The sequence below is a fragment of the Streptomyces sp. NPDC005898 genome, from assembly GCF_040629635.1.
Lineage (GTDB): Bacteria > Actinomycetota > Actinomycetes > Streptomycetales > Streptomycetaceae > Streptomyces.
In genome coordinates, this window is sequence record NZ_JBEXWC010000007.1 from 78,782 (window position 1) to 93,223 (window position 14,442).

Here is a 14,442-nt window from a genome sequence, read left to right on the forward strand (position 1 = left end):
GTGCCCGGCGCGGGGGCCGGCCGCCCGGTGGGCGCACGCGAGAAGAGGCGGCTCCGGCTGCTGCCGGACCGCCTCTTCTCCGTACCGGACGTCGTACGGCGGACCGTACGACGCACGTCAGCTCTCGGACCGCACGACCTCGCGCTGCGGGCGCTTGTTCGAGCCCAGACCCGCGGCGCGCATGGCGCCACCGACGATGGCGCCGAGCGCGATGAGGGCCATGCCGGCCCAGAACCCGGGCACGTTGGCCATCACCATGAAGGCACCCGCGACGCAGAAACCGATGAAGGCGATGATGACACCGGTCCAGGCGGCCGGGGTGTGTCCGTGGCTACCCGCCATGACTTGCTCCTCGTTGCTGTATGCGTGGTGGTGGGCGCCAGGCCCACCGCGAGTCGGACGCTCGCCGTCATTGTCCCGTACCCGCGCGTAAGGGGTGAGCGCGGGGTCACGCTTCGCGCGTCGGGTCCTCGCCGCGGTCCAGGGCCTTCCACAGTTCCTCGGGCCGCTCGGGATCGGGGGCGCGGCGGGCCTTGCGGGGGCTCGGCGAGCCGTCGCGTTCGTAGCGGCCCGACATCGCGGGCCAGGAGCGGCCGTAGGTGAGGGCGAGCAGCCCGGCGAGCAGGATCAGCACGCCGGCGGCGGCCGCGGCGTACGGCCATCCGGTGTGGCCGAGGTCGCCGATGGTCGCGGCGGCGTCGCCGGACGCGGTGGCGGCCTTCTCGTCGAGCGCGTCGCGGCCGCCCGCGCCGAGCAGGGCGGCGGCCACGATGCCCGCGCCGCTGAGCGTGAGCAGCACGGAGACCAGGGCGCGGCCGGCGCGGCGGACCGCGAAGACGGCGACGAGCGCGGCGAGGCCCACTATCGCGAGGGCCGCGGGCACGCCGGTGACGTCGCTGCCCGTGACGCTCAGGGGCAGCTCGCCGCCCGCCACCGACGCGGTGCCGCGGGCCCAGGTCTGGCGGGAGGCGAGCAGGGCGAGCGCCGCGCCGAGGGCGCCGAGCAGCAGCGCGGCGGCGATGCTGCGCCTGCTGCCACGCTGTGCCGGGGTCTCGGCGGGTCCGGCGGGCTCGGGAGGGGTCTCGGAAGAGGGCGGTGGTACTGCGGAAGTCACCTGCCCACTATCCCTCACGGCTCGCGGGGGCGTGCAGGCGGTTGGCGGTGTGGATGGCGCGCAGCACGGCGGCGGCCTTGTTGCGGCACTCGGTGTCCTCGGCCACGGGGTCGGAATCGGCGACGACGCCGGCTCCGGCCTGCACGTACGCCGTGCCGTCGCGCAGCAGGGCGGTGCGGATGGCGATGGCGGTGTCGGAGTCGCCCGCGAAGTCGAGGTAGCCGACGCAGCCGCCGTACAGGCCGCGCCGGGAGGGCTCCAGCTCGTCGATGATCTGCATGGCGCGCGGCTTGGGCGCGCCGGAGAGGGTCCCGGCGGGGAAGCAGGCGGTGAGCACGTCGAAGGCGGTGCGGCCTTCGGCGACCTGTCCGGTGACCGTCGAGACGATGTGCATGACGTGGGAGTACTTCTCGATGGACATGAAGTCGACGACCTCGACGGAGCCCGGCTCGCAGACGCGGCCCAGGTCGTTGCGGCCGAGGTCGACGAGCATGAGGTGCTCGGCGCGCTCCTTGGGGTCGGCGAGCAGTTCGTCGGCGAGCGCCTGGTCCTCCCGCGGGGTGGCGCCGCGGTGGCGGGTGCCGGCGATGGGGTGGACCATGGCGCGCCCGTCCTCGACCTTGACGAGGGCCTCGGGGCTGGAGCCGACGACGTCGAACCCGTCGAGGCGCAGGAGGTACATGTACGGCGAGGGGTTGGTGGCCCGCAGGACCCGGTACACGTCCAACGCGCTTGCCGTGCACGGCGTTTCGAAGCGCTGGGAGGGCACGACCTGGAAGGCCTCGCCGGCCCGGATGCGCTCCTTGATGTCCTCGACGGCCTCCTGGTACTGCTCGCCGCCCCACAGCGCGGTGTACGCGGGCAACTCGGAGGCCGGCAGCGCGGCCGGGGGCTGGGCGACGGGGCGCGAGAGGTCGGCCTCCATCGCGTCGAGGCGGGCGACGGCGTCGGCGTGGGCCTCGTCGACGCCGGTGTCGAGGTCGTTGTGGTTGATCGCGTTGGCGATCAGGAGGACCGAGCCGTCCCAGTGGTCGAGCACGGCGAGGTCGCTGGTGAGCAGCATGGTCAGCTCGGGCAGGCGCAGGTCGTCGCGCTCGCCGGGGCCGATCTTCTCCAGGCGGCGCACGATGTCGTAGCCGAGGTAGCCGACCATGCCGCCGGTGAAGGGCGGCAGGCCGGTGTCGGCGACCAGGTCGCCGGGGGTGTGCAGGGTCTCGATGGTGGCGCGCAGGGCGGCGAGCGGGTCGCCGTCGGTGGGCACGCCGACGGGCGGGGTGCCCAGCCAGTGGGCCTGCCCGTCGCGGACGGTGAGGGTGGCGGCGCTGCGGACGCCCACGAAGGAGTAGCGGGACCAGCTGCGGCCGTTCTCCGCCGACTCCAGGAGGAAGGTGCCGGGGCGTTCGGCGGCGAGCTTGCGGTAGAGGCCGACGGGGGTGTCGCCGTCCGCGAGGAGCCTGCGGCTGACGGGGATCACGCGGCGGTCGCTCGCGAGCTTGCGGAAGGTCTCCAGGTCCATGGCAGCAGACCCTACTGACCGCGGGCCACTGCGCCGGCCAGCGGCAGCACGTCGGAGTCGAAGCAGGTGCGGGTGCCCGTGTGGCAGGCGGCGCCGACCTGGTCGACCTGGACGAGGACGGTGTCCGCGTCGCAGTCCAGGGCGACCTCCTTGACGTGCTGGACGTGTCCGGAGGTGTCGCCCTTGACCCAGTACTCCTGGCGGCTGCGCGACCAGTAGGTGCAGCGCCCGGTGGTGAGGGTGCGGTGCAGCGCCTCGTCGTCCATCCAGCCGAGCATCAGCACCTCACCGGTGTCGTACTGCTGGGCGATGGCGGGCAGGAGGCCGTCTGGGCTGCGCTTGAGGCGCGCGGCGATCTCCGGGTCGAGGCCGCTGCTGGGCGGGGGCACGCTGGTCATGCGCCCATTGTGCCGCGCCGGGGCGGCCGGTCCGGTGGGCGTCCACTGTCCGGACCGGGGGGAGGGCCGTAGGCTTGCCGGTATGTCGACCCATGCGAAGCGTGAACGACTTCTCCTCGCCGACCTGTTGGAGGCGGAGGGCCCCGAGGCGCCGACCCTCTGCGAGGGCTGGCGGACCCGGGACCTCGCGGCCCACGTGGTGGTGCGCGAGCGCCGCGCGGACGCCGCGGGCGGGCTGCTCATCAAGCAGCTGGCGGGGCGCCTGGAGCGGGTGCAGGCCGAGTTCGCCGCCAAGCCGTACGAGGAGCTGATCCAGCTGATCAGAACGGGGCCGCCGCGGTTCTCGCCCTTCAACCTCAAGCAGGTGGACGAGGCGTCGAACGCCGTCGAGTTCTACGTCCACACCGAGGACGTGCGCCGCGCGCGGCCCGGCTGGAGCCCGCGCGACCTGGACCCGGTCTTCTCGGACGCCCTGTGGTCCCGGCTGGAGCGCACGGCCCGGCTGCTGGGCCGCAAGGCCCCGGTGGGCCTGGTGCTCCGCCGCCCGAACGGCCAGACGGCGGTGGCCCACCGGGGCACCCCGGTGGTGACGGCGACGGGCGAACCGTCCGAACTGCTGCTGTTCGCGTACGGCCGCCAGGACGTCGCCGACGTGTCCCTGGACGGCGACAAGAACGCGATCGGCGCCCTGCACGAGACCAAGCAGCTGGGGCTCTGAGGAAGCAGCCGGGACGCTGGGGAAGCCGTCTCAGCGCGGGAGTTCGGCGCGGCGCAGGGGGCGTGAGCAGAGGCCGAGCACGCCCCCGGCCGCGCTGAGCGCCGCGCAGCCGGCGAACACGGCCTCGACGCCCCACGCCCCGATCGCGGCGCCCACCGCGGGGTAGGTGAGCGGGGCGATCCCGAGGGTGAAGAGACTGCCCACCGCGGTGACGCGGCCCAGGTAGGCGGGGTCGGTGACGGTCTGGGCCAGCGCCCCGCACAGGGCGCCGCTCAGTCCGATCAGCATCCCCAGGAGGACCGCGGCCACGACGGCGCCCGCCACCGAGGGCACGAGGCCGAGCGCGGCGAGGGCGGCCGTGCCCGGCAGGGCCGCGAGGGACAGCACGGTTCCGGCGCGGGGCACGCGGCCCCGCACGGCGAGCAGCAGCGAGGCGAGTCCGGCGCCGGCGCCGAAGCCGGCGAGGATCCAGCCCTGCCCCGAGGCGCCCCAGCCGCGCTCCTCGGCGAGCAGCACGAGCCCGATGTTCGCGGGCCCCGCGAAGCCCAGCTCGATGACCGCGGTCACCAGCATCAGCGGGGCGAGGACCCGGTGGCCCCGGATGTAGCGCAGGCCGTCGCCCAACTCCTTTCCCGCGCCCCCGAACCGTCCGCCGGGCTCCGGGTCCCGCGTCCCGTCCCCGGGCAACTCCCCCACCCGTACGGCGAGCAGCAGCGCGAGGGACACCGCGAAGAGCAGGCCGGCCGCCCCGAACGCCGCCGGTGAGCCGCCCGTGGCGACCACGAGGCCGCCCAGCGGGCCGCCGGCCACCGTGGCGACGCGGGCCGCGACCCCGCGCATGCCCTGCACCCGGGCGAGCTGCCCCGGCGCGGTGATGCGGGCCGGCAGTGTGCCGACGCTCGGCAGGAACAGCGCGTCCACGGCGCCGAACACCAGGGCGACCAGGGTCAGGGCCCAGATGCCGGGGGCGGTGAGGAGCAGCAGCGCGGCCACGCCCAGGATCACCAGGCACCGGACGGTGTCGCTGGCGATGACGACGCGGCGCGGCCCGAACCGGTCGGCGACGACCCCGCCGCCGAGCATGAGGACGGCGCGCGGCACGGCTCCCACGGCGAGGACCAGGCCCGCCTGCGCGGGGCTGCCGGTGCGGGTGGCCGCCCAGGACAGGGCCACGAAGTAGACGCTGTCGCCGACCATCGAGGCGGTGTAGGCGCTGAGCCAGCGCAGGACGTTGCCGTCGCGGTGGGCGGGGCGCCCGACGCCGGCGGGGGCCGGGCGTAAGCCGGTGGTGGTCATGGGGCGGACCCTCAGATCCGGAACGGGAAGCCGGCGAGGTGGACGGCGACGTTCTCGCGGTCCTCGGTGTCGCCCGCCGCCTCGGCGGCCTTGCCGCGCTCCTCGTACGTCTTGATCAGGGCGTGGATCTCCGCGGTGAGGGCGGTGAGTTCGGCCGGGTTGAGCCGGGCCAGGAAGTCCGACTGGTCCGCCGCCCCGCGCCACCGCTCGCCCCAGGCCGCCTGCTGGTCGAGGTAGGTCTCGTACTGCTCGTTGCGGTGGGCGATAAGGCCGCGGACGACGGCCGTGTGCGTGGCCACGCCCTCGGGGCTGTCCTTGAAGTCCTCGTGCCGGAAGCTCAGGGTGTCCTGCGCGGCCTGCCACCAGCGCTCCCGCGCGTCCGCGCTGCGCGCCTCGGCCTCCTCGATCAGGCCGTGCTCGGCGAGCTTGCGCAGGTGGTAGCTGACGAGCGAGACGGCCTCGTCGACCTGCGCGGCGAGCTGCGAGGCGGTCGCGGGTCCGGCCACCCGCACGGCGCCGTACAGCTTCATCCGCAGGGGGTGGCCGAAGGCCTTGAGCGTGCCGACGTCGGTGATGCGGCGGGTGGGGCGGGCAGGGCGGGGCGAGGGCTGCTGAGCGTCGTCCATGGCGTCACCGTAGGTACGAAAGAAAAGTTGCGCAATATAAATTGCGCAACTTTTCTTTCGCAGCTCGCCCTGGGGCCTGGCGTCCTCGCGCTAGCGCACCGGGTGTCCGGCCTCCCGCAAGGTCTCCTTGACCTCACCGATCCGCAGGTCGCCGAAGTGGAAGACCGACGCCGCGAGGACCGCGTCCGCGCCCGCCGCGATGGCCGGGGGGAAGTGCTCCAGGCGGCCCGCGCCACCCGAGGCGATGACCGGCACCGTGACGTGCTTGCGTACGGCCTCGATCATCTCGATGTCGTAGCCGTCCTTGGTGCCGTCGGCGTCCATCGAGTTGAGCAGGATCTCGCCCGCGCCCAACTCGGCGGCCTGATGCGCCCATTCGACGGCGTCGATGCCGGCCGACTCGCGGCCGCCGTGCGTCGTCACCTCGAAGGAGCCGGACGGGGTGCGGCGCGCGTCCACGGACAGGACGAGCACCTGCCGGCCGAACCGCTCGGCGATCTCGCGGATCAGGTCGGGGCGGGCGATCGCGGCGGTGTTCACACCGACCTTGTCCGCGCCGGCGCGCAGCAGCTTGTCGACGTCCTCGGCGGTGCGCACGCCGCCGCCGACCGTGAGCGGGATGAAGACCTGCTCGGCGGTGCGGCGGACCACGTCGTAGGTCGTCTCGCGGTTGCCGGAGGAGGCGGTGATGTCCAGGAAGGTCAGCTCGTCGGCGCCCTCGGCGTCGTACACCTTGGCCATCTCGACGGGGTCGCCCGCGTCGCGCAGGTTCTGGAAGTTGACGCCCTTGACGACGCGGCCGTTGTCCACGTCGAGGCAGGGGATCACGCGTACGGAGAGGGTCACCGCGCCTCTCCCCCGGTCGTGGGGGCGTACGCCTCCACCTCGACCTCCACGACCAGGCTCGGGTCGACGAAGCCGGAGACGATCAGCATCGAGGCGGCCGGGCGGACCGCGTCGAAGAGTTCCTTGTGGGCCCGGCCCACGTCCTCCACGTCGCGCGCGTGCGTGAGGTACATGCGGGTGCGCACGACGTGCTCCCGGCCGAGGCCGAGCTGCCCGAGGGCGTCGAAGGCGACCTGGAAGGCGTTGCGGGTCTGCTCGTAGGGGGTGCCGGCCTCGATCACGCCGTCCACCACGGACGTGCAGCCGGAGACCAGGACGAGACCGTTCGGCAGCGCGACGGCACGTGAGTAGCCGATGGCCTCTTCCCACGGGCCGCCCGAGCCGACGCGGCGTACGACGTCGCTCATGACGACGCCACCGCGGCGAGCGCCTCTTCCAGCGTGAACGCCTTCGCGTACAGCGCCTTGCCCACGATCGCGCCCTCGACGCCGAGCGGGACGAGCTCGGAGATCGCGCGCAGGTCGTCCAGGCTGCTCACACCGCCGGAGGCGACCACCGGGCGGTCCGTGGCCGCGCACACGTCGCGCAGCAGCTCCAGGTTGGGGCCCTGGAGCGTGCCGTCCTTGGCGATGTCGGTGACCACGTAGCGCGCGCAGCCCTCGGAGTCCAGGCGCGCCAGCGTCTCGTAGAGGTCGCCGCCGTCGCGGGTCCAGCCGCGGCCGCGCAGCGTCGTGCCGCGTACGTCGAGGCCGACCGCGATCTTGTCGCCGTGCTCGGCGATGACCTTGGCGACCCACTCGGGGGTCTCCAGGGCGGCGGTGCCGAGGTTGACGCGGGTGCAGCCGGTGGCGAGGGCGGCGGCCAGCGAGGCGTCGTCGCGGATGCCGCCGGACAGCTCCACCTTGATGCCGTCGCCCGCGAGGCTCCCCGCGACCTCGGCGATGAGGCCCCGGTTGTCACCCGTGCCGAACGCGGCGTCCAGGTCGACCAGGTGCAGCCACTCGGCGCCCGACCGCTGCCAGGCGAGGGCGGCCTCCAGCGGGGAGCCGTAGGAGGTCTCCGAGCCGGACTCGCCGTGGACGAGGCGTACGGCCTGGCCGTCGCGGACGTCGACGGCGGGAAGGAGTTCGAGGATGCTCACAGGGTTCCGATCCAGTTGGTGAGGAGCTGGGCGCCGGCGTCGCCGGACTTCTCGGGGTGGAACTGCGTGGCGCACAGGGCGCCGTTCTCCACGGCCGCCACGAAGGGCTCGCCGTGCGTGGACCAGGTGACGTGCGGGGCGCGCATCGCCGGGTTCGCGACTTCGAAAGACCAGTGGTGCACGGCGTAGGAGTGCACGAAGTAGAAGCGGGCGTCGTCGTCCAGGCCCTTGAAGAGCGTGGAGCCCGCCGGGGTCTCGACGGTGTTCCAGCCCATGTGCGGGACGATCTCGGCCTTCAGCGGCTCGACCGTGCCGGGCCACTCGTCCAGGCCCTCGGTCTCCACGCCGTGCTCGATGCCGCGTTCGAAGAGGATCTGCATGCCCACGCAGATGCCCATCACGGGGCGGCCACCGGCGAGGCGCCGCCCGACGATCCAGTCGCCGCGCGCGTCCCGCAGGCCCCGCATGCAGGCCGCGAAGGCGCCGACGCCGGGCACGAGCAGGCCGTCGGCGTTCATGGCCCGGTCGTAGTCGCGGGTGATCTCGACGTCGGCCCCCGCGCGCGCGAGGGCGCGCTCGGCGGAGCGGACGTTGCCGAAGCCGTAGTCGAAGACGACGACCTTCTTGGGAGTGCTCATCTGTCGTACGCCTCCCGTCAGTTCCAGTAGTCGAGTCGCAGGACGCCCGCCGCCAGACACATCACCGCGGCGATGGACAGCAGCGTGATCAGGCTCTTGGGCATCCCCTGCTTGACGAAGGAGATGACGCCGCCGATCAGGAAGAGACCGACGACGATGAGGATGGTGTTGAGGCCGGTCATGGGTTACAGCGCGCCCTTCGTTGAGGGCAGGATGCCGGCCGCGCGCGGGTCCCGCTCGGACGCGTACCGCAGGGCCCGGGCGAGGGCCTTGAACTGGCACTCCACGATGTGGTGGGCGTTGCGCCCGTACGGCACGTGGACGTGCAGGGCGATCTGCGCCTGCGCGACGAAGGACTCCAGGATGTGCCGGGTCATCGTCGTGTCGTACTCGCCGATCATCGGCGCCATCTTCTCGGGCTCGGTGTGCACGAGGTAGGGGCGCCCGGAGAGGTCGACCGTCACCTGGGCGAGCGACTCGTCCAGCGGGACCGTGCAGTTGCCGAAGCGGTAGATGCCCACCTTGTCGCCGAGGGCCTGCTTGAAGGCGGCGCCGAGCGCGAGCGCGGTGTCCTCGATGGTGTGGTGGGAGTCGATGTGCAGGTCGCCCTCGGTCTTGACCGTGAGGTCGAACAGGCCGTGCCGGCCGAGCTGGTCGAGCATGTGGTCGTAGAAGCCGACCCCGGTCGACACGTCGACCTTTCCGGTGCCGTCGAGGTCGATCTCCACGACGACCGACGTCTCCTTGGTGGTCCGTTCGACCCGTCCTACGCGGCTCATGCGCCGTGCTCCTTCTTGAGTTCGCGTACCGCATCGAGGAACGCGTCGTTTTCGGCCGGGGTTCCCGCGGTGACCCGCAGCCACCCCGGTACGCCGTTGTCCCGGACCAGGACGCCCCGGTCGAGGATCCGCTGCCACACCTCGTGGGCGTCGGGGAACCGTCCGAACTGGACGAAGTTGGCGTCGGAGTCGGTCACCTCGTAGCCCAGCGCGCGCAGCTCGGTGACGAGGCGGTCGCGTTCGGCCTTGAGCTGCTCCACGTACTTCAGGAGCGTGTCGGTGTGCTCCAGGGCGGCGAGCGCGGTGGCCTGGGTGACGGCCGACAGGTGGTACGGCAGGCGCACCAGCTGCACGGCGTCGACCACCGCGGGGTGGGCGGCGAGGTAGCCGAGGCGCAGTCCGGCCGCGCCGAAGGCCTTGGACATGGTCCGCGAGACGACGAGGTTCGGCCGTCCGTCGATCAGCGGGAGCAGCGAGTCGCCGTGGCTGAATTCCACGTACGCCTCGTCCACGACGACCATGGACGGCTTGGCGGCCTGCGCGGCCTCGTAGAGGGCGAGGACCGTGTCGGCGGGCACGGCGGTACCGGTGGGGTTGTTGGGCGTCGTCACGAAGACGACGTCCGGCCGGTGCTCGGCGATGGCCTCGGTGGCCGCCGCCACGTCGACCGTGAAGTCCTCGTGGCGGGGGCCCGAGAGCCAGGTGGTGCCGGTGCCGCGCGCGATCAGGCCGTGCATCGAGTACGAGGGCTCGAAGCCGATGGCCGTCCTGCCGGGGCCGCCGAAGGTCTGCAGGAGCTGCTGGATGACCTCGTTGGAGCCGTTGGCCGCCCAGACGTTGGCGAGGGCGACCTCGTGGCCGGTGGTGCGGGTGAGGTAGCGCGCGAGTTCGGTGCGCAGCTCGACCGCGTCCCGGTCGGGGTAGCGGTTGAGGTCGCGGGCGGCCTCGCGGACCCGCTCGGCGATGCGCTCGACGAGCGGCTCGGGCAGCGGGTAGGGGTTCTCGTTGGTGTTCAGGCGCACCGGTACGTCGAGCTGGGGCGCCCCGTAGGGGGACTTGCCGCGCAGCTCGTCGCGGACGGGCAGATCGTCGATGCGTACGTCGCTCACTGGCCCGGCACCTGCCATCCGAACCTTGCCTTGATCGCCGCGCCGTGCGCCGGCAGGTCCTCCGCCTCGGCGAGCGTCACCACGTGGTGGGCGACCTCGGCCAGCGCCTCGCGGGTGTAGTCCACGATGTGGATGCCGCGCAGGAACGACTGGACGGACAGGCCCGAGGAGTGGCAGGCGCAGCCGCCGGTGGGCAGGACGTGGTTGGAGCCCGCGCAGTAGTCGCCGAGGGAGACGGGCGCCCAGGGGCCGACGAAGATCGCGCCCGCGTTCCGCACGCGGTCGGCGACGGCGGCGGCGTCGGCGGTCTGGATCTCCAGGTGCTCGGCGCCGTACGCGTCGACGACCCGCAGGCCCTCTTCCAGGCCGTCGACCAGCACGATCGCGGACTGGCGGCCCTGGAGCGCGGGCACGATCCGGTCCTCGACGTGCTTGGTGGCGGCGATCTGCGGCGCCAGCTCCTTCTCGACGGCGTCCGCGAGCGCCACGGAGTCCGTGACGAGGACGGCGGCGGCGAGCGGGTCGTGCTCGGCCTGGCTGATCAGGTCGGACGCGACGTGCGCCGGGTCGGCGGTGTCGTCGGCGAGGACCGCGATCTCGGTCGGGCCGGCCTCGGTGTCGATGCCGATGCGGCCGGTGAAGTAGCGCTTGGCGGCGGCGACCCAGATGTTGCCGGGGCCGGTGACCATGTTGGCCGGGGCGCACGTCTCGGTGCCGTAGGCGAACATCGCGACGGCCTGGGCGCCGCCGACCGCGTACACCTCGTCGATGCCGAGGAGCGCGCAGGCGGCGAGGATCGTGGGGTGCGGGAGCCCGCCGAAGTCGGCCTGGGGCGGCGAGGCGAGGGCCATCGACGCGACGCCCGCCTCCTGCGCCGGGACGGCGTTCATGATCACGGAGGAGGGGTAGACGGAGCGGCCGCCGGGGGCGTAGAGCCCGACGCGCTCGACCGGCACCCACTTCTCGGTGACCTTGCCGCCGGGCGCGACCCGCACGGTGTGCGGGGCGCGGCGCTGCTCGCGGTGGACGGCGCGGGCGCGGCGGATCGACTCCTCCAGGGCCTCGCGCACGACGGGGTCGAGACCGGCCAGGGCCTCCTGGAGGGCGGCGGCGGGCACCCGCACCCGGTCGAGCCGGACGCCGTCGAATTTCTCCGCGTACTCGATCAGCGCCGCGTCGCCGCGATGATGCACGTCTTCGCAGATGGGCCGCACCTTCTCCAGGGCGGCCGCGACGTCGAAGTCGGCACGGGGCAGCAGGGCGCGAAGGGCGGACCCCGACGGAAATTCCGTGAGGGCGTCGCCGCGCAGATCGATTCGAGAGATCACATGGCCAATTCTCTCAGACCTTCTTTCGACGTCGGTCGCCCGTATCACTGGCTGATATAGATCTCGCGTGGCCCGTTCACCCCAGGCGTTCAGCCGGTCACGGAGCGGGCATGAAACAGGTGTACGAGGCAGGTGCGCGAGGCATGGGCGCGCCGCGACGGGGAGGAAGACAGCAGTGGTCGACGACGCCGGTACCGGTGACCCGCCGGACGGGCTGACCGCCGCGGAGATCGGCATGTGGCAGGCCTTCCGCAACGGCAGTGTGTACGACCTCAGATCCGGTGACGCCGCGGTGGACGATCCGCACGGCGGCCACCCCTGGGGTCCCGAGCGCAGCGTCCGGGCGCGCATCGTGTGCTGGCTGCTGCTGGACGGGCCGCCCGCGCTCGCGGGCCGCGTCTCCTCGCTGAAGCTGGCGGGCGTGCAGATCACCGACGTGCTCGATCTCGCGGGCGGGACCGTCGTGCCGTACACGGAGTTGAAGCACTGCCGCTTCGAGAAGGAGGTGCTCCTGCCGGAGACCCGCTTCGCGACGCTGCGGCTCGTCGACTGCTCGATCCCGCGCCTGGAGGCGGCCCGGCTGCACACGGAGGGCGACCTGCACCTGCCGCGCTGCCGGGTCCACAACGGCATCCGCCTCACGGACGCCCAGATCGGCACGGACCTGCTCCTGAACCAGGTGGTGGTCTACCGCGACCGGCGCAGCCGCTCCATCACCGGCGACGGGCTCACCGTCGGGCAGGACCTCCAGGCCGAGATGATGGAGTCGCACGGCGAGCTGAGCATGCGCGGCGCGAAGGTCGGCGTCTCGCTGAGCCTGCGCGGCAGCCGGCTGATCAACCAGTACGGGCGGTACGCGCTCAACGCCCCCCAACTCACCGTGGAACGAACGCTCTACTTAACCCCGGCGGCGGTCGGCAATCCGCCGCAGACGAGCGGTACGACCCCGGCGCGCGGCACCCGTGTGCAGCGCTTCGAGTGCGAGGGCGGCATCCGGCTCGACGACGGCCGCTTCGGCGACGCCATCGACTTCGCGGCGGCCCGCTTCACGCTCCAGAACGACCAGGAGATCTCGCTGCGCCGCGTGCAGACGCCCGAGCTGCGCTTCCTCGGCGAGGCGCCGGCGCGCGGCAAGGTCGTCCTGTCCGGCGCCAAGGTCGTGAACCTCATCGACCGGGCGACGAGCTGGCCCGGTCCCGGCGGCCTCCAGATGGGCGGCTTCACCTACGAGAACCTCGTCCCGCAGGGCAGTTTCCCGCTCGCCCTACGGCTGAGCTGGGTGGCGGCCGCGACCGCCGAGTACAACCCGGAGCCGTACGAGAAGCTCGCCGCCGTCCTGCGCAACGGCGGCGAGGACGCCGACGCCCGCGAGGTCCTCCTCGCCAAGCAGCGCCGACGCCGCGAGACGCTGCCGCTGGCGGCGAAGCTGTGGGGGTACGCGCAGGACTGGACGGTCGCGTACGGCTACCGGCCGGGCCGGGCTGCGGTGTGGATGGCCGTGCTGTGGGCGGTCAGCGCGGTGGCCTTCTCGCACGCCGACCACCCGGCGATCAAACCGGGCGAACACCCGCACTGGAACCCGGCGCTCTTCTCCCTCGACCTGCTGCTGCCCGTGATCGACCTGGGCCAGGACAGCTACTGGCAGCTGCGCGGCGGCTGGCAGTGGTTCTCGACGGCGCTGATCCTGCTCGGCTGGGTCCTCGCGACCACGGTGGCGGCGGGCGCCACACGCCTGCTGCGCCGCAACTGAGGGGCGGCGGGGCGCGGGTGGCTGCCGAACCGTTATCCGGTCGTGGGCAACCTTCTCCGCGCTGTGGCCGTCCTTCCTGCGCGACCAGCAATCGAGCGACCGATGACGACCGATTGAGCGACCACGACGGTGACCGGCCCCCGCGCGAGCGACGCCGGTCGAGGCAAAGGAGGGCACGGGTGCTGCGTGCCTTCGTCCGGACCGCCCGCATGCTCCGGCACACCCCGCGGCTCGCCGCCGGCCTGCCGCCGGACGAGGAGGTGCTCCTCGACGTGCCCGACGAGCAGCTGGCCCCCGCGCTCGTCGCCGCGGGCCGGGGCGATCACGGCCCGGCGGCCAAGCTGCTCGCCACCAGCCGCGAGGCCGCCGAGTGGGAGAACCGCGACCGCTACACCACCCGGCTCGCCGCCTTCGCCCGCTCCCGCCCGGAGTGGTTCGACAACTGGCTGGAGGCGTCCCCGCACGACCCGGACGCCCTCCTCGTCAAGGCGGAACTGGCGGTGATGCGCGGCTGGGAGTCCCCGGCCCGCGCCGAGCTGCTGCGCGAGATGAGCCCGCTGCTCGCCGCCGCCGCCGAGGCCGCCCCGCGCGACCCCGTGCCCTGGCGGATCGCCCTGGACCACGCGCGGGGCATCCACGCCCCGCACACCGTCTTCGAACAGCTCTGGGCACAGGCGGTGCGCCGCTCCTCGTACCACTACGGATGCCACGCCTCGGCCCTGCAGTACCTGTCGGCCGCCTGGTACGGCTCGCACCGCGAGTGCTTCGACTTCGCCGAGCGCGCCGCCGCGGACGCGCTGCCCGGCTCGCTGATACAGGTTCTCCCGGCACGGGCCGCCTTCGCCTATCTCACCAGCCCCTCGGGGAAAGTGCCGCGCGAGCGCCTGGACGCGGCGGCCGACCTCGCGATCGGCCTCTCCCGCGAGTACGAGGCCTGCGACCCCTGGCCCGCCGAGGTCCGCAACCTCCTCACCTACGTCCTGGTCCGCCTGGAACGCTGGGAGGACGCACTGGAGCAGCTGCGCCTGATCGGCCCGTACGCGACGTCCTTCCCCTGGGACCGGATGGCCGACGACCCGCTGGGCCAGTTCCTGGAGCTGCGCGACGGCGTGCGGATAGAAGTGGCCTCGACGACGCCTCTGCGGCCGCCGCGCGGACGCGCCGGCGCCGACGAGCATTAGGC

General features: G+C 73.2%; 17 protein-coding genes. 3 read left to right on the top strand and 14 right to left on the bottom strand.

Annotation, left to right across the window (positions count from 1 at the left end):
* Window positions 1-117: 117 nt before the first annotated feature.
* The 4 genes from ABZ385_RS12210 to hisI form a co-directional block, all read right to left on the bottom strand.
* The gene (locus ABZ385_RS12210; protein ID WP_358583091.1) at window positions 118-342 is read right to left on the bottom strand and encodes an HGxxPAAW family protein; all 225 of its coding nucleotides are present in this window, start codon (window positions 340-342) and stop codon (window positions 118-120) included.
* A 106-nt stretch (window positions 343-448) separates the two neighbouring features.
* The gene (locus ABZ385_RS12215; protein ID WP_358911223.1) at window positions 449-1,114 is read right to left on the bottom strand and encodes a TIGR02234 family membrane protein; all 666 of its coding nucleotides are present in this window, start codon (window positions 1,112-1,114) and stop codon (window positions 449-451) included.
* Between the two features lie 7 nt (window positions 1,115-1,121).
* Window positions 1,122-2,630 (bottom strand): anthranilate synthase component I, encoded by a 1,509-nt coding sequence (locus tag ABZ385_RS12220; protein ID WP_358583093.1) that lies wholly within the window; start codon window positions 2,628-2,630, stop codon window positions 1,122-1,124.
* Window positions 2,631-2,641: 11 nt separating this feature from the next.
* Window positions 2,642-3,028: a phosphoribosyl-AMP cyclohydrolase gene (gene hisI / locus ABZ385_RS12225; RefSeq protein ID WP_358699969.1), complete on the bottom strand. Its 387-nt coding sequence runs from the start codon at window positions 3,026-3,028 to the stop codon at window positions 2,642-2,644.
* An 82-nt stretch (window positions 3,029-3,110) separates the two neighbouring features.
* Here hisI and ABZ385_RS12230 point away from each other — a divergent pair, with 82 nt between their 5' ends.
* Window positions 3,111-3,746 carry a TIGR03085 family metal-binding protein gene (locus ABZ385_RS12230; RefSeq protein WP_358699970.1) on the top strand — a complete coding sequence of 212 codons (636 nt, stop codon included), beginning with the start codon at window positions 3,111-3,113 and terminating at the stop codon, window positions 3,744-3,746.
* Between the two features lie 30 nt (window positions 3,747-3,776).
* Here the strand turns inward: ABZ385_RS12230 and ABZ385_RS12235 are convergent, their stop codons facing one another.
* From ABZ385_RS12235 to hisD, 10 genes are all read right to left on the bottom strand, one after another.
* On the bottom strand, window positions 3,777-5,042 hold the full coding sequence (locus tag ABZ385_RS12235) for an MFS transporter (protein ID WP_358911224.1): 1,266 nt from the start codon (window positions 5,040-5,042) through the stop codon (window positions 3,777-3,779).
* A gap of 11 nt (window positions 5,043-5,053) precedes the next feature.
* Window positions 5,054-5,668: a helix-turn-helix domain-containing protein gene (locus ABZ385_RS12240; protein ID WP_358911226.1), complete on the bottom strand. Its 615-nt coding sequence runs from the start codon at window positions 5,666-5,668 to the stop codon at window positions 5,054-5,056.
* A gap of 90 nt (window positions 5,669-5,758) precedes the next feature.
* Window positions 5,759-6,514: an imidazole glycerol phosphate synthase subunit HisF gene (hisF, locus tag ABZ385_RS12245; RefSeq protein ID WP_358583099.1), complete on the bottom strand. Its 756-nt coding sequence runs from the start codon at window positions 6,512-6,514 to the stop codon at window positions 5,759-5,761.
* Complete coding sequence (locus tag ABZ385_RS12250) at window positions 6,511-6,921, bottom strand: RidA family protein (RefSeq protein WP_358583101.1); 411 nt, start codon at window positions 6,919-6,921, stop codon at window positions 6,511-6,513. The genes hisF and ABZ385_RS12250 overlap by 4 nt, the downstream gene beginning before the upstream one ends.
* Window positions 6,918-7,655, bottom strand: coding sequence for a bifunctional 1-(5-phosphoribosyl)-5-((5-phosphoribosylamino)methylideneamino)imidazole-4-carboxamide isomerase/phosphoribosylanthranilate isomerase PriA (gene priA, locus ABZ385_RS12255; RefSeq protein WP_358583103.1), 738 nt, complete (start codon window positions 7,653-7,655; stop codon window positions 6,918-6,920). Before priA ends, ABZ385_RS12250 begins: the two co-directional genes overlap by 4 nt.
* Complete coding sequence (hisH, locus tag ABZ385_RS12260; protein WP_358583104.1) at window positions 7,652-8,293, bottom strand: imidazole glycerol phosphate synthase subunit HisH; 642 nt, start codon at window positions 8,291-8,293, stop codon at window positions 7,652-7,654. The genes priA and hisH overlap by 4 nt, the downstream gene beginning before the upstream one ends.
* 17 nt (window positions 8,294-8,310) lie before the next feature.
* Window positions 8,311-8,475 carry a hypothetical protein gene (locus tag ABZ385_RS12265; protein WP_358583106.1) on the bottom strand — a complete coding sequence of 55 codons (165 nt, stop codon included), beginning with the start codon at window positions 8,473-8,475 and terminating at the stop codon, window positions 8,311-8,313.
* A gap of 3 nt (window positions 8,476-8,478) precedes the next feature.
* Entirely contained in the window at window positions 8,479-9,072 is a 594-nt protein-coding gene (hisB, locus tag ABZ385_RS12270) for an imidazoleglycerol-phosphate dehydratase HisB (RefSeq protein WP_030783956.1), read from the bottom strand.
* On the bottom strand, window positions 9,069-10,181 hold the full coding sequence (locus ABZ385_RS12275; RefSeq protein ID WP_358583107.1) for a histidinol-phosphate transaminase: 1,113 nt from the start codon (window positions 10,179-10,181) through the stop codon (window positions 9,069-9,071). Before ABZ385_RS12275 ends, hisB begins: the two co-directional genes overlap by 4 nt.
* Complete coding sequence (gene hisD, locus ABZ385_RS12280) at window positions 10,178-11,509, bottom strand: histidinol dehydrogenase (RefSeq protein ID WP_358697942.1); 1,332 nt, start codon at window positions 11,507-11,509, stop codon at window positions 10,178-10,180. The genes ABZ385_RS12275 and hisD overlap by 4 nt, the downstream gene beginning before the upstream one ends.
* A 235-nt stretch (window positions 11,510-11,744) precedes the next feature.
* On the opposite strand from hisD, the gene ABZ385_RS12285 reads away from it, so the two are divergent.
* Window positions 11,745-13,259: an oxidoreductase gene (locus ABZ385_RS12285; protein ID WP_358583122.1), complete on the top strand. Its 1,515-nt coding sequence runs from the start codon at window positions 11,745-11,747 to the stop codon at window positions 13,257-13,259.
* Between the two features lie 209 nt (window positions 13,260-13,468).
* On the top strand, window positions 13,469-14,440 hold the full coding sequence (locus ABZ385_RS12290) for a hypothetical protein (protein ID WP_358911372.1): 972 nt from the start codon (window positions 13,469-13,471) through the stop codon (window positions 14,438-14,440).
* Window positions 14,441-14,442 lie beyond the last annotated feature (2 nt).